The sequence below is a fragment of the Allobosea sp. TWI1241 genome, from assembly GCF_039673065.1.
GTDB lineage: Bacteria > Pseudomonadota > Alphaproteobacteria > Rhizobiales > Beijerinckiaceae > Allobosea.
The window spans coordinates 176,955-196,801 of the sequence record NZ_JBDJKW010000001.1; the positions used below are offsets into that span (position 1 = coordinate 176,955).

Genomic DNA, 19,847 nt, shown 5'->3' on the forward strand with positions numbered 1-19,847 from the left:
TGTCCGCGTCAGCTCTGCTGGTCGGCCAGGCGGGTGATCGCCTTGGCCCGGAGCTCGTCGGTCCGCGCGAGCAGCGACGAGACGTTCTGATAGGCGCGCTGCACCTCGACCAGGCGGGTCATCTCGACCACCGCCTTGACGTTGGAGCGCTCGAAGGCGCCGGTCTCGAGCCGGGCCTGCGGGCCGGCCGGCTGGCCGGGGGCGGCCGCGCTGAAGACGTTCTCGCCCTCGCTGCGCAGCGAGGCCGGATCGGCGAAGCGCACCTGGCGGATGCGGCCGCGCTGGCCCTGGTCGGAGGAGACGGTGCCGTCGGGAGCGATGCGGGGGTTGCTCTCGGATTCGCCGAAGACGATCGGGCCGCCCTCGCCCAGCACCGGATGGCCGGACTGCGTCACCAGCTGGCCGCGGGCATTGATGCCGAGCGCGCCGGCGCGGGTATAGCGCTCGCCCTGCGGGGTCTGCACGGCGAGGTAGTTGCCGGCGTCGAGCGCGATGTCGAGCGGGTTGCCGGTGCGCTCCAGCGTACCCATGGAGAGATCGATCGGGGTGCCCTTGTCGATGACATAGGACAGCCGGCGGTCGCCGGTCGGGAAGGTATCGGCGCGGGCGCTCGGCGAGATGTACTCGGCGAAACGCGACGAACGGGCCTTGAAGCCGTTCGTGCCGACATTCGCGATGTTGTTGGCGATGACGTCGAGTTCCCGCACCAGAGCCATCTGGCGCGACAATCCGACGAGAAGCGCGTTTTCCACGGCCTCTGCTCCCGATCTGTCCCGCGACGGCCTCGACGCTCCCCAGCGCGGCCATCGCACCGAACAGGTTGGCAAGCGCCGTGCCAGCATGGTTAATTTAAATCAAGATACTGATATCGTTACGATTAATGACCGATAGTACGTAGCTTGAGCCCGGCACGGACCGCACCGACCGGCAGGAACGGCCCGGCAGAAATTGCCGACCTTAACGAGGCGTTAACCCTAATCCCCCAGGGTCTTCCTCAGGGAACCGGTGGCACGAACGGCCACCGATGCGGGTTGGGCGGGCATGGCCAAGAAGCCGAAGACGAGCAGCGAGACCGACCAGGCCGGCGCCGAGGCGCCGAAGGCCGGCAAGAAGAGGCTGATCGTCATCGGCGGCGCCGTGCTGTCCCTCGCCCTCGCCGGCGGCGGCGGTGCCTGGTTCTTCCTGAAGAAGCCGAGCCCCGAGCAGGTCGCCGCGAGCGAGGCCGCCGCCAAGAAGCCGATCTCCTTCGTCGAGATGAAGGACATGATGGTCGGCATCTCCGGCGGCCAGCAGGACCGCCAGCCCCTGGTCAAGATCAAGGTCGTGCTCGAGATCGCCGATCCGAAGACGGCCGAGCAGGTCAAGCCGCTGCTGCCGCGCGTCGAGGACGCCTTCCAGGTGTTCATGCGCGAGCTGCGCCCGGCCGACCTCGAAGGGTCTGCCGGTCTCTACCGGTTGAAGGAAGAGCTGCTGCGGCGGGTCAACGTGACCGTCCACCCGGCCAGGGTCGACGCCGTGCTCTTCAAGGAACTCCTGATCCAGTAACGCAGAAGCGACAAGACGCGCCCCGCCATGGCCAACGACGAACTCGCCCAGGACGCCGAAATCCCGGCCACGCCGCTCACGCCCGAGGGCATGGCGGCGGAATGGGCCACCATGCCCGAGGCGCCCGAGGACGAGCAGAGCGCCGAAGCCAATATCGATCGCCTGATGACCCAGGACGAGATCGATACCATGCTGGGCTTCTCGGCCGGGGACGACGGCAAGGGCGGCCGCAACGGCCTGCAGGCCATCGTCGACTCGGGCTCGGTGACCTATGAACGCCTGCCGATGCTCGAGATCATCTTCGAGCGTCTGGTCCGGCTGCTCTCGACCAGCCTGCGCAACCTGTTCAGCGACAATGTCGAGGTCACGCTCGAGAGCATCCGCTCGGTGCGCTTCGGCGACTACATCAACTCGATCTCGCTGCCGGCGATGCTCGCCGTGTTCAAGGCCGAGGAATGGGACAATTTCGGCCTCGTCACCATCGAGTCCGCCCTGACCTACTCGGTGCTCGACACCATGCTGGGCGGCAAGCGCGGCCAGGCCGCCGCCCGCGTCGACGGGCGCCCCTTCACCTCGATCGAGATGAGCCTGCTCCGCCGGGTGATCGGCGTGGTGCTCGGCGATGCCGAGGCTGCCTTCCGCCCGCTCTCGCCGGTCAACTTCAAGGTCGACCGCATCGAATCGAACCCGCGCTTCGTCTCGATCTCGCGGCCAGCCAACGCCGCCATCCGCATCGAGCTGCGCTTCGACATGGAGGGCCGCGGCGGCGCCCTCCATCTGCTGCTGCCCTACGCCACCATCGAGCCGATCCGCGAGCTGCTGCTCGAGAGCTTCATGGGCGAGAAGCTCGGCCGCGACCCGATCTGGGAGAACCATCTCGCCACCGAGGTCTGGCAGGCGGACGTCGCGGTGAAATGCGTGCTCCACGAATGCACCATGCCGCTGAAGCGCGTGATGAAGCTCGAGATCGGCGACACGCTGATGTTCGACGCGCGGCCCGAATCGGTCGCCTCCCTGCGCTGCGGCGACTTCATCGTCAGCGAGGGCCGCATCGGCCGGGTCGACGACAAGATCGCCGTGCAGGTGGTCAGCCCGCTGCGCCGCTCCAAGACCACGATGGCGGCTTTCGACACCAGCCATCTGCACCCCACCACCTGAGGCGCGAGGACCCGTCATGACCGTCACCCTGATCGCGGATGTCCTGGTCGGCTGCCTGCTGGTCGCGACGATCGTCACCTGCTACGTGCTGTCGAAGCGCATCGAGCGCCTGAAGACCGACGAGGCCGCGATGCGCCAGACGATCGGCGCGCTGGTCGCCGCCACCGACACTGCCGAGCGCGCCATCACCGGGCTGAAGAACACGCTGGGCGACTGCGACCGCACCCTGGCCGAGCGCCTGCTCACCGCCGAGCGCTATGCCGCCGACCTCGCCGCCCAGATCGAGGCTGGCCAGGGCGTGATGGAGCGCATCGGCCAGATCGTCGGCGCCGCGCAGCTCGTGGCGCCCAAGGCCGCGCCGGCCGCAGTCGCCGAAGCCGTGCCCGAGCCGACCGTCGCCACCCGCATGGCCACCGCCGCCGGCGCCGCGGCCGCGATCCGTGCCCGTGCCGCCCGCCGCCTGGGGAGCCAGGCCGCGTGATCCAGTCGCCACGGCTCATCCCCGCGGTCATCCTCGGCGCCATGAGTCTCCTGGCGCTGAAGCTGCTCGCGTGGACGAGCGAGCCTTATCCGGGGCGGGTGCCGGCGAGCGCCGGATTTCTGACGTCTTCAGCCCCGGCGAAGGCGGCCGGCAAGCCGGCCGACCGCGAGGGCGGCGGCCGCGCCCATGGCCCCGGCGTTCTGTTCGACCCCGAGACGACGGGTGCCATCGACGCGCCGAAGGGCAAGGCTTCGTCCGAGAGCAAGGTCTCGCCCGAGGAGCAGGCGAAGCGCGATGCCACGATGGCCGCCAACCCGGCCAACAAGGCCGAGCTGATGAACCGGCGTACCCAGCCCCCCTCGCCCTCCGAGCGCGCCCTGCTCGAGCGCCTCGGCGAGCGCCGCGACGAGATCGAGGCGCGCATGCGCGAGCTCGACATGCGCGAGAAGCTGCTCGACAACGCCGAGAAGCGGCTCGACGGCCGCGTCGACGACCTCAAGGCGCTGGAGCAGAAGGCCGACGGCCCGCAGCAGAAGAACGAGGAAGCCGCCAAGGCGCTCAAGAACCTCGTGATCATGTACGAGACCATGAAACCCAAGGACGCCGCCCGCGTCTTCGACCGGCTCTCGCTCGACGTGCTGGTGCCGGTGGTGCGACAGATGAACCCGCGCAAGATGTCCGACGTGCTCGCCGCCATGTCGTCCGAGGCGGCGGAGAAACTGACCGTGGCGCTGAGCCAGCCCGGACGCGCCAACCTCGTGGTCGAGCGGGTCGCGCCGGCCGGCCTCGGCGGCAACGAGCTGCCGGCGATCGAGCCCGCGGCGCGGCGCTGAGGCGCCAGAAGGCCGCTTGAAGCCCGCTTGCCGCTTTAACGCAGCGTTATCCTTGACGCCCTAGCCTTGCGCTCGCGCTCCGCCTGTCCGGAGCATCCGTATCGTGGCGTGAGTATCCGGCGTCTTGCGTAACCTGCGCTCCCTGAGCTTCGGCATCGGCCTGGCGGCACTGAGCCTCGCTGCCGGGCTCGACGCGTCGGCGCTGGCCGCGAGCGCGCAGCTGACCGGGCAGGCCATGCCCGGCGGCTTCGGACGCATCGCCTTCACCTTCGACGAACCGGTCGTCACGCGTGCGCGCGTCGCCAACGGCGTGCTGGTCGTCGGCTTCAGCCAGCCGGTCAAGATCGATCCCGCGCGCATCGCCCGCGAGCTGCCGGCCTATATCACCCTGGCCCGCGTCGATCCGGATGGCCGCGGCCTGCGCTTTGCGCTTGCCCGCAGCTACCGCGCCAACCTGCTGGAAGCCGGCGACCGGGCCTTCGTCGACCTGCTGCCGCCGAACTGGAGCGGCCAGTTGCCGGGCCTGCCGCCCGAGGTGGTGGCCGAGCTGACCGAGCGCCTGCGCCTCGCCGAGGCGCGCGCCCGCGAGATCGACCGCGCGCCGAAGCCGGAGGCGCCTGCGCTCGACCTGCGCGTCGCCAGCCTGCCGACGCTCGACCGGCTGATCTTCAAGACGGCGGACGGCATCGCGGCGACGCCGAAGCTCGAGGGCGACAAGCTCACCGTCGCCTTCGACCGCGAGATGACGCTGATGGCCGGGCGGATGCGCGCCCTGCTGCCCGAGGGCTTCACGCTCGACAGCGCCCGCAACGAGGCCGGCGGCGCCCGGCTGGTTTTCACCGTGCCGACGGGCCGCGAATTGCGCAGCTTCCGCGACGAGGGCGGCTGGACGGTCGATCTCGCCTCGCCGGCCGAGACCATCGCCGCGACGCTCGCCGGACTTGAGGCCGCCGAGGCCAAGAAGGCGGAGCCGGCGCCGAAGGCCGAGCCCGCCGCCGCACAGCCGCCCGCGACAGAGACCGCCGCCAGGCCGGCCAAGGCCGCGACGCCGACGCCCGCGCCGGCACAGGCGGTTTCCGCCGCTCCGCTCCCGCCGCAGGAGGTCTCGATCAGCGCCGAGACGGTGGCCGAGGGCGGGCGCATCGCCTTCCGCTTCCCGCGCCCGACCGGCGCCGCGGCCATCGCCGAGCCCGGCCTCGTCACCCTCGTCTTCCATACGATCGACACCATCGATCCGGGCCGGCTGAACGGCCTCCTGCCCGGCCTGCTGCGCGGCGTCACCGTGACGCGCGAGGCCAAGGTCACCGTGCTGCGGCTCGAAACCGCGCGGCGCCAGGTGACGCGGCTCTCCGACGACGGCAATGGCTGGACGCTGAGCTTCGGCGAAGGCCTCGGCAAGCCGGCACAGGCGATCGCGCCGGCGCGCGGCACCGACGAGCGCGGCCAGACCGTCGTCGACCTGCCGGTGCCGGGCATGACGGGCGTGCACTGGCTCGAAGGGCACGACGGCAACCTGCCGCTCGCCGTCGTGACCGCGCTCGGCCCGACCCGCGCCGTCACCAAGCCCTATCGCTTCGTCGAATTCGGCCTGCTGCAGACCGCCCATGGCGCCGCGATCCGCGCGCTGGCCGACGATCTCGTGGTGCGCGCCGCGACCGAGGAAGCCGTCATCGGCCGCAATGGCGGCCTCACCGTCAGCCTCGACCCGGCGACGAGCGAGCCGGCACGGCAGGCGAGCGACACCGGCGCCTCCGCGCCGCTGCTCGAGAGCGCGCTCTGGCGGGATCTGCACACCGACCAGGTGCGCGAGCGCGCCCGCTCGTTGCTGGAGGCCGCCGCCGGCGCCTCGCGCAGCCACAAGTCGCAGGCGCGGCTGGCGCTCGTCCGCTTCCTCCTCGCCAACCATCTGGCCTCCGAGGCCGCCGGCCCGCTCAAGGCGCTGCTCGCCGACGATGCCGGCATGCGCAGCAACCGCGAAGCGCTCTTCCTCAAGGGCGTGGTGGCGACGCTGATGCACCGCGACGAGGAGGCGCTGCGCGCCTTCGACGCCGCCCCCGTGCAGGAGGAAGCCGAGACCGGGCTGTGGCGGGCCCTGTCGCAGCAGCGCCTCGGCCGCAACGCCCCGGCACTGGCCGGCTTCCGCCGCGCCGAGGCCATTCTCGACGGCTATCCGGCCGATCTCCAGGCGCCGTTCCGCGCGGCCATGGTGCGCGCCTCGCTGGCGCAGAACGACACCACCGTCGCCGAGAAGCAGATCGCCCGGCTGGCCGACATGCCCGAGACGCTGGTGGCGCCCGAGGAGCTCGCATTGCTGCGCGCCATGCTCGACGACGCCTCGGGCCGGGCCGACGCGGCGCTGGAGGCCTATCGCGCGCTGTTCGAGGCGACGAGCCGGCCGGTCGCGGCGGAGGCGCAGCTGCGCGCCGTCCAGCTCGCCCGCGCCGAGAAGCGCGCCGATCTCTCGCTCGACGAGGCGGCGGCGCGGCTGGAGACCGTCTCGGCGATCTGGCGCGGCGGCGAGATCGAGATCCAGGCGCTGGTCGAACTCGGGCGCATCTATGCCGCGCAGCAGCGCTGGCGCGACGCCTTCATGACCGCGCGGCGCGCCAACGAGGTCTTCCCCGAGCATCCGGCCGTGCGCCTGCTGCACGACGAGACCGCCCAGCGCTTCGAGGCGCTATTCAGCGACCCCAAGCTCGACAAGCTGTCGCGCGTCGAGGCGCTCGCCCTCTTCTACGATTTCCGCGAGTTCCTGCCGATCGGCCGCCGCGGCGACGAGATCACCCGCCTGCTCGCCGACCGACTTGTCCAACTCGATCTGCTCGACCAGGCCGGCGACATCCTCAACTACCAGATGGACCGCCGGCTGAGCGGCGCGGCGAAGTCCACCGTCGCGGCCAAGCTCGCCATGATCCGCCTGATGGGCGGCAAGCCGGCCGAGGCGCTGCAGGCGCTGGCGGCGACCCGGCTCGCCGAGCTGCCCGGCGAGGTCAAGCGCGCCCGCCTGCTCCTGGAGGCCAAGGCGCTCTCCGACCTGTCGCGCACCGACCAGGCGCTCGACATGCTCGAAGGCGAGACCGGCGCCGAGGTCGACCGGCTCGTCGCCGACATCCTGTGGACCGGCAAGCGCTGGCGCGAGGCCGGCGAGGCTGCGGAACGCATCCTCGGCGAAAGCTGGCGCGGCGACGCCGCCCTCGGCGATGCGGAGCGCGGCGACGTCATGCGCGCGGCAATCGCCTATGCCATGTCGGGCGAGACCCTGTCGCTCGACCGGCTGCGCAGCAAGTTCGCCGCCAAAATGGCCCAGAGCGCCGATGCGCGCGTCTTCGCCTTCCTGACCGGCGCCAGCCGCGCCAGCGCCGCCGACATCCGCGAGGCCGCCCGCGCGGCGGCCGGCGCCGACAGCATGTCGGACTTCCTCAACGCCTATCGCAAGCGCTATCCGGCGCTGTCGGGCGCCGAGCGGGAGCGGCCCCAGCCGGAGCCGAAGCGGCAAGACGCGGCGACGCAGGGCGGCGGACAGGGCTGAGAAGCTACGGGCCAGCCTCGCCCGCTAGCTGCCGTAACTCTTGACCAGCGAGCCGGCGACCAGCCCCCAGCCATCGACCAGCACGAAGAAGATCAGCTTGAACGGCAGCGCCACCGTCACCGGCGGCAGCATCATCATGCCGACCGACATCAGCACCGAGGCGACGACGAGGTCGATGATCAGGAAGGGCACGAAGAGCAGGAAGCCGATCTCGAAGGCCCGCCGCAATTCGGAGATCATGAAGGCCGGGATCAGCACCTGCAGCTGGACCTGCTCCGGCGTCTCGGGCCGCGGCCCGGTCGCCATGTCCATGAAAAGCGCGAGGTCCTTCTCGCGGACATGGCGCAGCATGAAGGCCCGGAACGGCACCACGCCGCGCTCGAAGGCCTGCTGCGGCTGGATCTCGCCGGCGATCAGCGGCGCGCCCGCGACCCGGTAGGCCTCCTGGAAGGTCGGCGTCATCACGAAGGCGGTCAGGAACAGCGACAGCCCGATGATGACCGCATTCGGCGGGGCCGTCTGCGTGCCGAGCGCCGAGCGCAGCAGCGACAGGACCACGACGATCCGGGTGAACGAGGTCACCATGATCAGGATCGACGGCGCCAGCGACAGCACCGTGATCACCGCGATCAGCTGCAGCGCCCGCTCGCTGACGCCGCCGCCCTGCCCGAGATCGAGCGACAGCGTCTGCGCCAGAGCGGGCTGACCGAAGGCGGCCGCCAGCAGCACGAGGCCGAGCGGCAGCATGGCCAGGCAGGCCAGCCGGCAGGCTCTCCGAAAATGATGCGTCGCGTGCTGCATGCGCTGTCCCGCCCGAATCAAGGCGCGGGCCCCTGGACGCTATCGCAACGCTCCGGGCAGGGAAATTCGACCACAAGCGCCATCCAACGCCGAAATCGCGGCGCGAGACGGTTCGGAAAGCAGCTGCGACGCATCTGCGACGGACCGCTCGAAGAGGCGGCGGCAGCCTGCCCCAAACGAAAATCGCCCCGCTGGGGGCGATCTCCTGACGGCGTAGGCTCCGGGCGTCTCCCGCGCCGGTTCGGGGCTCAGCCCTTCGGCTTGAGATCACGGCCCAGCAGGCGGGCGAACTCCGCCTCGATGGCGTCGACGGAGAAGGGATCGACCTCGTCGGGCTTGGCGGGCGCGGCATCGGTCGGCTTGTCGGCGAGCTTGGCCGGCGCCTCGCCCTTCGGCTCGGCCGCAGCCTGAGCGTCGACGGGCTTGGCCTCCGCGGGCTTCGACTCGGAGGGCTTCGTGTCGAGAGGCTTGGCATCCGCCGGCTTCGGCTCGGGGGCCTTCTGCTCGGCCGGCTTGGAGTCGGCGGGCTTGGGCTCGGCAATCTTGGGCTCGACGATCTTCGGCGCGGTCTCGGCAGGCTTCGGCGCGGCTGCGGGCGCGGCCGGCTTGGCGGCGAAGCCATCGGTCTCGGGCTTGCGGGGCTCGCCCGGGCGCAGACCGTCGCGACGCAGGCCGGCGGCGAGTTCGGCTTCGAAGCCGGCAAGCGGATCGAAGGCTTGCGAGGCGGGCTCCGGCGCCTTGGCGGGCTCCGGCTTGGCCGTTTCAGGCTTGGCCGACTCCTGATTCACAGTGTCCGGCTTGGCCGGCTCGGGCTTGGCCGGGGGCTGGGGCTCAACGGCAGGTGGAACGGGGCGACGCTCGGGCGCGGCCACGACCGGCGGCACGAACACCGGCGCACCGGCGGGACGCGCCGGTGCCGGCTTCAGGCCGAGCGCCATTTCGAGCTCGGCTTCCATATCGAGCGGCTTGTCGGCGCCCGGCTGCGGCCGAACCGGCTTGGCCTGCACCGGCGCAGGTGCCACGGGCGCGGCGGGCGGCGCCTGCACCGGGGGAGCGACCGGGGCCGGCGGCACCGGCGCGTCGAACGAAGGCTCGCCGCGCGAGGCCGGGCGCACGGCAGAGAACGGGCGCTTCAGCGCTTCCTCCAACTGGCGGGCCATGTCGCCGAGTTCGCCGGTTTCGGACGCAGGCGGGGCCGAGGCGCGACCGCCGGCGATGGTCGCGGCCATGCCGGCCGCGGCGGCGACACCAGCGGTCTGCATCGGGCGAGCGGGCGAAGACGAAGGCGCGGGCTGCCGCGGCGGCGGCTGCACCGGCTCGGGGCGGCCCTGCATCGGGACCGGCGCCGGCGGGACGGGCGCCGCCGTCTGGGGTGGCAGCGGCACGGGCTGCGGCGGAACCGGCATCGTATCGGGAACCGGCGGCATCCGGCGCTGCTCGTCGAACGGCTCGGCGAGGCCGGCCGGATCGAAGGCGGCCGGGCGCTCGGCGTCGGTCGGTGCCGGCGCGGCGACGCGGGCGCCTCCGGCGCGCATGATATTGGTCTCGATCACGACGTCCGACGCCCCGCCGATCATGACGAGGTGTTCGACATTGTCGCGCCGCACCAGCACGAGCTGGCGCGTGCGGTCGAGGTCATGGATATCGACGACGCCGAGGCGCGGCTGGCGGGTGCGCCCGCCGCCCTGCCCCTTGAAGTTCAGCCCCCGGCCGGACATCCGGCGCAGGACGAAGAAGAACAGAGCGACGAGGGCGAGTACGATCGCGAGGGCGATGATCCAGCGCATGCCGGTCGAAAGTTCGAAGCCAAACAGGGTCTGCAAGGTTTGCCTCATGAAGCGTCGCGACAGCCACGACCACCTTCCTTGACGGAAGCCACCCGAGGTTGAACCCCATGGCTATATCATAACGCCCGCGCATTCGGGAAACATGGTTACCGGATGGTTAACTGCGTTTGTGCAACAGCCCGGTCTTAACCGGGCGTTAACCATGAGGCCGGCAAGATTTGCCCAGTCGGCGGGCTCTCGCAGCGCGCCGGCACGGCCCGCGAGGCGGCCTGTCCCGGGAGAATCGCAACGCCATGGCGTCGAACAGCGGCATGAACCTGATGAGCGCCCTGAAGACGCGGATGCACTGGCATCAGACGCGCCAGAAGCTGCTCGCGGAGAACGTCTCCAACGCCGACACCCCGCGCTTCAAGCCGCACGACCTGCGCGCGCCCGACCCTGCGGGCGGCGGCGGCCTCAGCCTCGCCCAGACCTCGCCGCTGCATCTCGGCCCGTCGGGCCAGCGCGGCGGCTTCGACCCGCGCGATCCCAAGCGCTTCGAGACCACACCGAGCGGCAACAGCGTCAATCTCGAGGACGAGATGCTGAAGGTCGCCCAGAACCAGGCCGATTTCCAGCTCGCCGCCTCGCTCTACAGCAAGGGGCTCGGCCTGATGAAGATCGCCATCGGCAAGGGCCGCTGAGCCCGCTTTGCGCTGAGGACATCGCATGGACCTGCTCAAGAGCATCGCCGTCGCCGCCTCGGGCCTGAAGGGCCAGGCCGGCCGCATGCGCGTCATCGCCGAGAACCTGGCCAACGCCGATTCGACGCCCGACCGCGCTGGCGTGGCACCCTATCGCCGCAAGATCGTGACCTTCCAGAACCGGCTCGATCGCGAGCTCGACGCCAAGGTGGTCGATCTCGGCCGCGTCGGCCGCGACGCCAGCCCGTTCCGCACCAAGTTCGACCCCGGCCATCCCGCCGCCGACGCCACCGGCCAGGTGCAGATGCCCAACGTCAATTCGCTGGTCGAATCGATGGACATGCGCGAGGCACAGCGCAGCTACGAGGCCAATCTGAACGTGATCTCCTCCACCCGCCGGATGATCCAGCGCACCATCGACATCCTCCGCGCCTGAGCGTCGCGAGCGGCCGCCACGGAGCCCATGCCATGACCACCTCCAGTTTCGCAGCAGGCGCCTACGCCTCGATGCAGGGCCTCGCCCGCGGCGGCCTGCCGACCAAGCCGGCGAGCACCGGCGGCGCGGCCGGCATGCCCGATTTCGGCTCGCTGCTCGGCAAGGCGCTGGAGACCACGGCGCAGTCGGCCCGCGCCGCCGACACCCAGGCCGCCAGCGTCGCCGCCGGCCGCGCCGACGTGGTCGACGTCGTCACCGCGGTCGCCGAGAGCGAGGCTGCGATCGAGACGCTCGTCGCGGTGCGCGACCGGGTGATCGCCGCCTATGAAGAGATCATGCGCATGCCGGTCTGACCGGCCGCCCGCGACGGACACAGCCCGATGACCTCAGCCGCCATCCTCGACATCGCCCGCGACGGCATCGTGGTCTTCCTCAAGGCCGGCGGGCCGCTGATGCTGATCGCGCTCGGCGTCGGCCTCACCGTCTCGCTGTTCCAGGCGCTGACCCAGATCCAGGAGCAGACGCTGGTCTTCGTGCCGAAGATCCTCGCCGTCTTCGGCGCCTTGCTGCTGTTTTTGCCGTTCATGGGCGATGCGCTGGCGGGGTATATGGGACGTGTCGCCGTCCGAATCGCCACGGGCGAATGACGTTCGCGCCGGCCTGCCCCGCCTGTCCGGCGCAGCGGGGGCTCGCCGAACCGCTCTGGCGCCGGAGTCGGCTCCGCCCGATGCAGATCGCCATCCTGCCCGAGCTCAGCGCCCTGTTCGTGCTGGTCTTCGCGCGCGTGGGCACGCTGGTGATGCTGATGCCGGGCATCGGCGAGCGCACCATCCTCTCGCGCGGCCGGCTGGCACTCGCCTTTTTCCTCGCCCTGCTGCTGCTGCCCATGGTGCGCGGCGTCATGATCATGCCCTCCGAGCCCGCGGGCATCGGCCTGCTGCTGGTCGGCGAGATCCTGACCGGGCTGGCGCTCGGCGGCTGCGTGCGCCTGCTGATGGGTGCGCTGCAGACCGCCGGCCTCATCGTCGCGCAGACCATGGGGCTCGGCTTCGCCATGACGGTCGATCCCTCGGGCGGGCTGCAGAACCCGTCGATCGGGAACTTCCTGACCATGCTCGGCATCACGCTGATCCTGGCCACCGACCTGCACCACCTCGCCATCGGCGCGATCCATGAGAGCTATCGCGTGCTGCCGCCCGGCGGCAGCGTCGAGACCGGCGACGTGCTGGCGCTCGCGGTCAAGGCGATGGGCCAGGGCTTCGCGCTCGCGGTGCAGATCTCGGCGCCCTTCATCGTCTTCGGCCTGCTGTTCAATCTCGGGCTCGGCGTGCTGGCCCGGCTGATGCCGCAGCTCCAGGTCTTCTTCCTGGCCATGCCGGCCTCGATCCTCGGCGGCATGCTGGTGCTGCTCGCGGCGGTCGGGGTGATGATGGCGGTGTTCCTCGAGGATCTCGGCGCGTTCCTGCGCCAGATCTCCGGCCTGTAGGGGGCGCGGCATGGCGGAGGAATCCGACAAGGAAGACCGCACAGAAGAACCGACACAGCGCAAGCTGGAAGAGGCGGTCAAGAAGGGCGACGTCGCCCGCTCGCAGGAGATCGGCACCTTCTTCGTGCTCTGCGGCTTCACGCTCGCCCTGCTGGTCGCGGGCGGCTCGGCCGCGAGCAATGCCGCGCTGTCGCTGCGCTCCTTCCTGATGAACGCCCACCAGGTGCCGGCGGAAGGCGCCGCCCTCTTCCACGTCACCGGCCAGGGCATTCTCACCGGCTTCGCCGCGCTGGGCCTGCCGCTCGCCTTCATCTTCGTGGCGGCGCTCGCCGGGGCGCTGATCCAGCACAAGCCGCTCTGGACCACCGAGCCGCTGATGCCGAAGCTGAACCGCATCTCGCCGATGAACGGCGCCAAGCGCGTCTTCGGCAAGGACGCCTGGGTCAACTTCCTCAAGGGCCTGGCCAAGATCACGCTGGTCGGCATCGGCGTCTGGCTGGTGCTCTGGGGCGAGCGCGACCGGCTGCAGGGCTTCGCCCGGATGGACGTGCACGCGCTGATGCCGGCCGTCCTCTCCCTCACCATCAAGCTGATGGGCAGCGTGCTGGCGATCTTCGCGATCATCGCCATCGGCGACTTCGCCTATCAGCGCTTCACCTGGTACCAGCGCCAGCGCATGACGAAGCAGGAGCTCAAGGAAGAGTTCAAGAACAGCGAGGGCAATCCCGAGGTCAAGGCGAAGCTCCGGCAGCTGCGCATGCAGAAGTCGCGCTCGCGCATGATGGCGCAGGTGCCCAAAGCGACCGTGATCATCACCAACCCGACCCACTATGCGGTGGCGCTGCAATACGAGAACGGCCAGGGCGCGCCGGTCTGCCTCGCCAAGGGCGTCGACGCCATCGCGCTGAAGATCCGCGAGGTCGCCGGTGCGCACGAGATCCCGATCGTCGAGAACCCGCCGCTGGCGCGGGCCCTTTACGCAACCGTCGAAATCGACGACGAGATTCCTGTCGAACACTACCAGGCTGTCGCGGAAGTCATCGGTTACGTCTTGCGCCTCAAGCGCCGGCGCGCCTAACTCGCTGGCTGGACGAACCCCGTCGACACGATGAGCAGACGCATGCCCGCCCCGCCGGGCCGCCCCAGGGAAACGGACCTGCCGCTATGAGCGCAAGCACGGCGACGACCGCGATCGACCGCTCCGACAGGCCCGGCCATGTCGGCATCATCCTGCTGGTGGCGGGGCTGCTGGTCGGCGCGGCCATCGCGCTCGGCTTCATCGCCAACGAATGGGCACAGCCGCTGATTCTCGGCCTGCTCGGCCTGCTCTCGGTGATCGGCGTGTTCAGCCTGTTCGCCTTCGCGATCGGCGTCGTGCAGTTCTCGGGCCGCGCCGCCCGCAACGACCTGACCAAGACGATCGTCGATGGCGCCGAGGACGGCCTCGTGGTCACCGAGGGCGACAACCGCATCCTCTACGCCAACGAGGCCTATCTCGCCCTGGCCGGCGCCCGCAACGCCAGCGAGATCGCCCCGGTGGAGCGGCTGTTCAAGGGCCGCGCCGAGGTCTCGGAGGCGATCTACCGCCTCGCCACCGCCGCCCGCGGCGGCCGCAGGCTCTCTGAGGAGGTCCGGCTCGAGCCCGCGCTCAGCGGCGGCGGCGCTGTCGGTTGGTACCGCATCCGCGTGACGCAGATCATGCGCGCCGGCCGCCCGGCGACGCTCTGGGCCGTCTCCGACATCACGCCCGAGCGCGAACGCCAGGAGAACGCCTTCCAGGAACTCCAGCACGCGATCGACTATCTCGACCACGCGCCCGCCGGCTTCCTGTCGATGAACGCCGACGGCGAAGTGCCCTATCTCAACGCCACGCTGGCCGGCTGGCTCGACTACGATCTCGCCCGCTTCGGCTCCGGCGGGCTGCATCTCGACGACATCGCCTCGCCGAGCGCCGCCGCGCTGATCCAGGCCATTCGCGGCCAGCCCGGCGACGTCCGCATCGAGGTGCTCGATGTCGACCTGCGCCGCCGCAACGGCGCCTCGCTGCCGGTCCGCCTGCACCATCAGGTCGCCTTCGACCAGGAGGGCCGTGCCGGCGCCTCGCGTACCCTCGTGCTCAACCGCGCCGCCGGCGAGGCCGGGGCCGACGAGCGCAGCGACGCTGAAGCCCGCTTCGCGCGCTTCTTCCACGCCACCCCGATGGCGATCGCCACCGTCGACCGCAGCGGCGCCATCCTGCGCTCCAACGCCGCCTTCACCCGCCTCGCCCCGCGCGACAGCCGCCCGGCGACGATCCGCGAGCTCTTCGCCGGCGCCGATCTCGACGCAGCCTTCGACGGCGTGCTGGCCGGTCGCGGCGATGTCGCCCCGCTCGACGTCAGCCTCTCGGCCGACGAGACGCGCTCGGCCCGGCTCTATCTCTCGCCCGTCGCGGCGGGGGAGGACGGCGACGGCGAGAGCGCCATCGTCTACGTGCTGGAGACCACCGCCGAGCGGAAGCTGCGCGACAACATGGACCAGGCCGGCAAGATGCAGGCCGTCGGCCAGCTCGCGGGCGGCATCGCGCACGATTTCAACAACGTGCTGCAGGTCATCATCAACGCCTCCGAGTTCCTGCTCGCCAGCCACAAGCCGACCGACCCGTCCTTCCCGGACATCATGCAGATCAAGCAGAACGCCTACCGCGCCGCGGCGCTGGTGCGGCAGCTGCTCGCCTTCTCGCGGCGCCAGACGCTGCGCCCGCAGGTGCTGGCGCTCGGCGACGTGCTCTCCGACCTCTCATTGATGCTGAAGCGCGTCGTCGCCGACAAGATCATGCTCGACGTGCGCCAGGGCCGCGACCTCTGGCCGGTCAAGGCCGATCTCGGCCAGCTCGAGCAGGTGGTGGTCAATCTCGCGGTCAACGCCCGCGACGCCATGCCGGATGGCGGCAAGCTGCAGGTGCGCACCCGCAATGTGCCGGCGGCGGAGGTGCCCGAGTTCCGCCTGACCGCCCTGCCCGAGGCCGACTATGTGCTGCTCGAGGTCGAGGACAGCGGCACCGGCATCCCGGCCGAGCATCTCGAGAAGATCTTCGAGCCCTTCTTCACCACCAAGGAGGTCGGCAAGGGCACCGGGCTGGGCCTCTCCATGGTCTACGGCATCGTCAAGCAGACCGGCGGCTTCGTCTTCTGCGACTCCGTCCTCGGCCGCGGCACGAATTTCCGCATCTTCCTGCCGCGCCATGTCCCGACCGATGAGGAGATCGCCTCCGAGAACGCCGTCCGCGAGGCGCCGAAGAAGGCGGCCGACCATACCGGCGCCGGCGTCATCCTGCTGGTCGAGGACGAGGACGCGGTGCGCGCGCTGAACGCCCGCATGCTGGTCTCGCGCGGCTACACCGTCCACGAGGCGGCCTCCGGCGTCGAGGCGCTCGACATCTTCACCCGCCATGACGGGCAGGTCGACCTCGTGATTTCCGACGTGGTCATGCCGGAGATGGACGGGCCGACGCTGCTCGGCGAGCTGCGCAAGCGCAACCCGCAGACCAAGGTGGTCTTCGTCTCCGGCTATGCCGAGGAGGCCTTCCGCAAGAACCTGCCGGAGGGCGAGGATTTCCACTTCCTGCCCAAGCCGTTCACGATGAAGCAGCTCGTCGAGACGGCCAAGGCGGCGATGGGCTGAAGGCCGAGGACCGGCAAAAAGGCCCGACGCTGGGAGAGGTTTCGGGCCGCCTCTCCATGCGAGAGCGATCCCGGCGGCGGCAGCCTCAGCGGCGCCGCGCCCACCAGATCCGCCCGCGCAGCAGCCAGTAGCGGGCCCGCTGGCGCAGCGCCGCCCCCAGCTCCGCCATGCGCTGGAAGGCCGCCGTCGCCTTGATGCGGTCGAGGATCGTGCGGCGGATGGTGTCCAGCCAGCCGATGCACCAGGCGAACCAGGGAATCGTCAGGAGCTGGGCGCGCCCGGCGTGATAGACGCGCTCGACCAGCAGGAAGCTGCCGAGATGGGCGATGCCCATGGTCACCAGCCCCGGCCAGAGCGCACCGCGCGCCAGCAGCACCAGCGAGAGCAGCTTCAGCGGCTCGGCGATGGCGAAGGGCACGGCCAAAGCCGCCAGCGCGCCATAGGGCGGCAGCGAGCCGATCCAGCGCTCGGCCCGCGCCACGATCTGCAGGCCTGAGAACCAGCTCAGCAGCGGCCGGTAGAGCGGCCGCACCATCTCGTCGAGCAGGATCACCAGCCCGACCACCAGGTCGAGCGGGATCAGCAGCAGCTGCAGGCCGCGCCGCGGGCGGCCCCGTCTGGTTCCGGCAGGCTCGTCACGCATCGTCCGACCTCCACAGGCGAGGCGCGACGCCCCGCTTCAGCCTGCCATCGCTTTCCTGGCAGGCACCGCCTCGCGGCCGACCAACGCCAGCGCCAGCGCCGTGATCAGCCCGGCCACCGCCAGATACAGGCCGACATAGCCCAGCCCCCAGTTCGTCGCCAGCCAGGTCGCGATATAGGGCGCGAGCGAGGCGCCGACGATGCCGCCGAAGTTGAAGGTGAGCGAGGCGCCGGTATAGCGCACCTCGGTCGGGAACAGCTCGGCCAGCGCCGTGCCGAGCGGGCCGTAGGTGAAGCCCATCAGCGCGAAGCCGAGGCCGAAGAACAGCAGGACCCCGATCATGCTGCCGGAGCCGAACAGCGGCGACAGCAGCGCGCCGAAACCGGCGATGGCGAGGCTGGTCCAGAACAGCGTGCGTCGCCGGCCATAGCGATCCGCCAGCAGCGCCGAGATCGGGATGGTCAGCCCGAAGAACACCACGCCGGCCATCTGCATCGGCAGGAACTGCACGCGGCTGTAGCCGAGCGCCACCGTGCCCCAGCTCAGCGAGAACACCGTCATCAGGTAGAACAGCACGAAGGTGGCGAGCGCCGCCAGCGTGCCGAGCACCAGCGTCCTTCCATGGCCGGAGACCACGGTCGCCAGCGGCAGGCGCACCCGCTCGCGCTTCTCGATCGTCGCCTGGAAGGCCGGCGTCTCGGTGATGCGCAGGCGGACATAGAGCCCCATGAACACCAGCAGCGCGCTGGCGATGAAGGGGATGCGCCAGCCGAAGGAGAAGAACTGCGCGTCGGTCAGCACCTCCGAGAGCAGCAGGAAGCTGCCCGTGGCGAAGATGAAGCCGATCGGCGCGCCGAGCTGCGGGAACATGCCGTACCAGGCCTCCTTGCCGCGCGGCGCGTTCTCGGTAGCGAGCAGCACCGCCCCGCCCCACTCGCCGCCGAGCCCGAGCCCCTGGCCGAGCCGGCACAGCGCCAGCAGGAGCGGCGCCAGCACGCCGACCTGCGCATAGGTCGGCAGCAGGCCGATCGCCACGGTCGACAGGCCCATCATCATCAGCGCCGCGACCAGCGTCGCCTTGCGGCCGACCCGGTCGCCGAAATGGCCGAACACCGCCGCGCCGATCGGCCTTGCGAAAAAGGCGATCGCAAAGGTGGCGAAGGATTGCAGCATGCCCGACGTCGCGTCGGCGCCCGGGAAGAACAGCTTCGGGAACACCAGCACAGCCGCCGTGGCGTAGATGTAGAAGTCGAAGAACTCGATCGTCGTGCCGACCAGGCTGGCGAACAGGACACGGCGCGGGGAGTTGCCGCCGCGGGCGGCGGGAGCGGAAGCGGCCACGGTATAATCCTTCAAAACAGGAGCTTGACGCGACAGGAGGCGCCTCTAGCAGCGCCCGATCCATTCGCCAAGCGCATGACGAAACGTCAATTCATAAGACGATGCGCCTATGATGCATGTGAAAAAGAGAACGAAAAAAGAACTTGCCAATGAGAACAAACCATGACCAGATATCCACAGGCGCGGATTTGAGATGTCGTCGCGCCCTGCCATAAGGAGCGGACGTCGTGAATCAGGCGAATCTCAAGCTCGTGGAAGGCTCCTCGATGGATAAGGCCAAGGCCCTGGACGCCGCGCTCTCTCAGATCGAGCGCGCCTTCGGCAAGGGCTCGATCATGCGTCTGGGCAAGAACCAGCAGGCGATCGAGATCGAGACCGTCTCGACCGGTTCGCTCGGGCTCGACATCGCGCTCGGCGTCGGCGGCCTGCCGCGCGGCCGCGTCATCGAGATCTACGGGCCGGAATCCTCAGGCAAGACCACGCTGGCGCTGCACACCATCGCCGAGGCGCAGAAGAAGGGCGGCGTCTGCGCCTTCGTCGACGCCGAGCACGCGCTCGACCCGGTCTATGCCCGCAAGCTCGGCGTCAATCTCGACGACCTGCTGATCTCCCAGCCCGACACCGGCGAGCAGGCGCTCGAGATCACCGACACGCTGGTCCGCTCCGGCGCGATCGACGTGCTCGTCATCGACTCGGTCGCGGCGCTGACCCCGCGTGCCGAGATCGAGGGCGAGATGGGCGATAGCCAGCCCGGCCTCCAGGCCCGCCTGATGAGCCAGGCCCTGCGCAAGCTCACCGCCTCGATCTCGCGGTCGAACTGCATGGTGATCTTCATCAACCAGATCCGCATGAAGATCGGCGTGATGTATGGCAGCCCGGAGACCACCACCGGCGGCAACGCGCTGAAGTTCTACGCCTCGGTGCGTCTCGACATCCGCCGCGTCTCGACCCTGAAGGACCGCGACGAGGCCACCGGCAACTCGGTGCGCGTCAAGGTCGTGAAGAACAAGGTCGCGCCGCCCTTCAAGCAGGTCGAGTTCGACATCATGTTCGGCGAGGGCATCTCCAAGGCCGGCGAGCTGATCGATCTCGGCGTCAAGGCCGGCATCGTCGAGAAGTCGGGCGCCTGGTTCTCATTCGACAGCCAGCGCCTCGGCCAGGGCCGCGAGAACGCCAAGACCTTCATGAAGGCCAATCCCGACGTCGCGGCGCGTATCGAGGCCACCATCCGCCAGAATTCCGGCCTCGTCGCCGAGCGTATCCTCGAGCAGGTCGACCCGACCGCCGAGGATCTCGACGAGGGCGAGGCCTGAGCCTTCGCCCCTTCCGGACAGGATCACGGGCGGCCTCGCGGCCGCCCGTTTCATTTGGCCGGGACGCGCTCATGCGCATGCCGGCCCTTGCGGGCGCTTTCTGGACACGTATGAGTGGGCCGCATAGAACCTTGCGGCCCGCCGGCCC

The 19,847-nt window shown here is 70.2% G+C and carries 18 protein-coding genes; 13 read left to right on the forward strand and 5 right to left on the reverse strand.

The window, feature by feature from the left end; all coding sequences use genetic code 11:
* Nucleotides 1–8 precede the first annotated feature (8 nt).
* Nucleotides 9–752, reverse strand: coding sequence for a flagellar basal-body rod protein FlgF (flgF, locus tag ABE438_RS00895; RefSeq protein ID WP_346500308.1), 744 nt, complete (start codon nt 750–752; stop codon nt 9–11).
* Between the two features lie 289 nt (nt 753–1,041).
* On the opposite strand from flgF, the gene fliL reads away from it, so the two are divergent.
* The 5 genes from fliL to ABE438_RS00920 all read left to right on the forward strand — a co-directional run bounded on the left by fliL (nt 1,042) and on the right by ABE438_RS00920 (nt 7,546).
* Nucleotides 1,042–1,545, forward strand: a complete 504-nt coding sequence (gene fliL, locus ABE438_RS00900; protein ID WP_346500310.1) for a flagellar basal body-associated protein FliL — start codon at nt 1,042–1,044, stop codon at nt 1,543–1,545.
* A gap of 27 nt (nt 1,546–1,572) precedes the next feature.
* Nucleotides 1,573–2,703: a flagellar motor switch protein FliM gene (gene fliM, locus ABE438_RS00905; protein WP_346500312.1), complete on the forward strand. Its 1,131-nt coding sequence runs from the start codon at nt 1,573–1,575 to the stop codon at nt 2,701–2,703.
* 16 nt (nt 2,704–2,719) lie between these two features.
* Complete coding sequence (locus tag ABE438_RS00910; RefSeq protein WP_346500314.1) at nt 2,720–3,184, forward strand: DUF6468 domain-containing protein; 465 nt, start codon at nt 2,720–2,722, stop codon at nt 3,182–3,184.
* The gene (locus ABE438_RS00915) at nt 3,181–4,017 is read left to right on the forward strand and encodes a MotE family protein (RefSeq protein WP_346500316.1); all 837 of its coding nucleotides are present in this window, start codon (nt 3,181–3,183) and stop codon (nt 4,015–4,017) included. Before ABE438_RS00910 ends, ABE438_RS00915 begins: the two co-directional genes overlap by 4 nt.
* A gap of 124 nt (nt 4,018–4,141) precedes the next feature.
* A complete protein-coding gene (locus ABE438_RS00920; RefSeq protein WP_346500318.1) occupies nt 4,142–7,546 on the forward strand; it encodes a hypothetical protein in 3,405 nt (1,134 codons plus the stop codon).
* A gap of 24 nt (nt 7,547–7,570) precedes the next feature.
* Here the strand turns inward: ABE438_RS00920 and fliP are convergent, their stop codons facing one another.
* Together fliP and ABE438_RS00930 are read right to left on the reverse strand one after the other, a co-directional pair.
* On the reverse strand, nt 7,571–8,293 hold the full coding sequence (gene fliP, locus ABE438_RS00925; protein ID WP_346501017.1) for a flagellar type III secretion system pore protein FliP: 723 nt from the start codon (nt 8,291–8,293) through the stop codon (nt 7,571–7,573).
* 302 nt (nt 8,294–8,595) lie between these two features.
* Nucleotides 8,596–10,170, reverse strand: a complete 1,575-nt coding sequence (locus ABE438_RS00930; RefSeq protein ID WP_346500319.1) for a hypothetical protein — start codon at nt 10,168–10,170, stop codon at nt 8,596–8,598.
* 257 nt (nt 10,171–10,427) lie between these two features.
* On the opposite strand from ABE438_RS00930, the gene flgB reads away from it, so the two are divergent.
* The 7 genes from flgB to cckA all read left to right on the forward strand — a co-directional run bounded on the left by flgB (nt 10,428) and on the right by cckA (nt 16,402).
* Nucleotides 10,428–10,817, forward strand: a complete 390-nt coding sequence (gene flgB / locus ABE438_RS00935) for a flagellar basal body rod protein FlgB (RefSeq protein WP_346500321.1) — start codon at nt 10,428–10,430, stop codon at nt 10,815–10,817.
* 25 nt (nt 10,818–10,842) lie between these two features.
* Nucleotides 10,843–11,253 carry a flagellar basal body rod protein FlgC gene (gene flgC / locus ABE438_RS00940; protein WP_346500323.1) on the forward strand — a complete coding sequence of 137 codons (411 nt, stop codon included), beginning with the start codon at nt 10,843–10,845 and terminating at the stop codon, nt 11,251–11,253.
* 32 nt (nt 11,254–11,285) lie between these two features.
* Nucleotides 11,286–11,606: a flagellar hook-basal body complex protein FliE gene (gene fliE / locus ABE438_RS00945; RefSeq protein ID WP_346500325.1), complete on the forward strand. Its 321-nt coding sequence runs from the start codon at nt 11,286–11,288 to the stop codon at nt 11,604–11,606.
* A gap of 27 nt (nt 11,607–11,633) precedes the next feature.
* A complete protein-coding gene (fliQ, locus tag ABE438_RS00950; protein ID WP_346500327.1) occupies nt 11,634–11,900 on the forward strand; it encodes a flagellar biosynthesis protein FliQ in 267 nt (88 codons plus the stop codon).
* A gap of 80 nt (nt 11,901–11,980) precedes the next feature.
* Nucleotides 11,981–12,739 (forward strand): flagellar biosynthetic protein FliR, encoded by a 759-nt coding sequence (fliR, locus tag ABE438_RS00955; protein WP_346500328.1) that lies wholly within the window; start codon nt 11,981–11,983, stop codon nt 12,737–12,739.
* Between the two features lie 10 nt (nt 12,740–12,749).
* Nucleotides 12,750–13,817, forward strand: coding sequence for a flagellar biosynthesis protein FlhB (flhB, locus tag ABE438_RS00960; protein ID WP_346500330.1), 1,068 nt, complete (start codon nt 12,750–12,752; stop codon nt 13,815–13,817).
* Between the two features lie 86 nt (nt 13,818–13,903).
* Nucleotides 13,904–16,402, forward strand: a complete 2,499-nt coding sequence (gene cckA / locus ABE438_RS00965) for a cell cycle histidine kinase CckA (RefSeq protein WP_346500332.1) — start codon at nt 13,904–13,906, stop codon at nt 16,400–16,402.
* 85 nt (nt 16,403–16,487) lie between these two features.
* On the opposite strand, the gene ABE438_RS00970 is transcribed toward cckA, so the two are convergent.
* Both ABE438_RS00970 and ABE438_RS00975 read right to left on the reverse strand, forming a co-directional pair.
* The gene (locus ABE438_RS00970) at nt 16,488–17,045 is read right to left on the reverse strand and encodes a hypothetical protein (protein WP_346500334.1); all 558 of its coding nucleotides are present in this window, start codon (nt 17,043–17,045) and stop codon (nt 16,488–16,490) included.
* Nucleotides 17,046–17,081: 36 nt separating this feature from the next.
* Nucleotides 17,082–18,386, reverse strand: coding sequence for an MFS transporter (locus ABE438_RS00975; RefSeq protein ID WP_465248528.1), 1,305 nt, complete (start codon nt 18,384–18,386; stop codon nt 17,082–17,084).
* A gap of 266 nt (nt 18,387–18,652) precedes the next feature.
* Between ABE438_RS00975 and recA the strand changes: the two genes are divergently transcribed.
* Nucleotides 18,653–19,699: a recombinase RecA gene (gene recA / locus ABE438_RS00980; protein ID WP_465248541.1), complete on the forward strand. Its 1,047-nt coding sequence runs from the start codon at nt 18,653–18,655 to the stop codon at nt 19,697–19,699.
* Nucleotides 19,700–19,847 lie beyond the last annotated feature (148 nt).

Coding starts and splice junctions, on each gene's coding strand:
- cckA (WP_346500332.1), top strand. CDS start 13,904: ATGAGCGCAAGCACGGCGACGACCGCGATCGACCGCTCCGACAGGCCC.
- fliR (WP_346500328.1), top strand. CDS start 11,981: ATGCAGATCGCCATCCTGCCCGAGCTCAGCGCCCTGTTCGTGCTGGTC.
- fliP (WP_346501017.1), bottom strand. CDS start 8,293: ATGCTGCCGCTCGGCCTCGTGCTGCTGGCGGCCGCCTTCGGTCAGCCC.
- flhB (WP_346500330.1), top strand. CDS start 12,750: ATGGCGGAGGAATCCGACAAGGAAGACCGCACAGAAGAACCGACACAG.
- flgB (WP_346500321.1), top strand. CDS start 10,428: ATGGCGTCGAACAGCGGCATGAACCTGATGAGCGCCCTGAAGACGCGG.
- fliL (WP_346500310.1), top strand. CDS start 1,042: ATGGCCAAGAAGCCGAAGACGAGCAGCGAGACCGACCAGGCCGGCGCC.
- fliE (WP_346500325.1), top strand. CDS start 11,286: ATGACCACCTCCAGTTTCGCAGCAGGCGCCTACGCCTCGATGCAGGGC.
- recA (WP_465248541.1), top strand. CDS start 18,653: ATGGATAAGGCCAAGGCCCTGGACGCCGCGCTCTCTCAGATCGAGCGC.
- fliM (WP_346500312.1), top strand. CDS start 1,573: ATGGCCAACGACGAACTCGCCCAGGACGCCGAAATCCCGGCCACGCCG.
- fliQ (WP_346500327.1), top strand. CDS start 11,634: ATGACCTCAGCCGCCATCCTCGACATCGCCCGCGACGGCATCGTGGTC.
- ABE438_RS00910 (WP_346500314.1), top strand. CDS start 2,720: ATGACCGTCACCCTGATCGCGGATGTCCTGGTCGGCTGCCTGCTGGTC.
- ABE438_RS00970 (WP_346500334.1), bottom strand. CDS start 17,045: ATGCGTGACGAGCCTGCCGGAACCAGACGGGGCCGCCCGCGGCGCGGC.
- flgC (WP_346500323.1), top strand. CDS start 10,843: ATGGACCTGCTCAAGAGCATCGCCGTCGCCGCCTCGGGCCTGAAGGGC.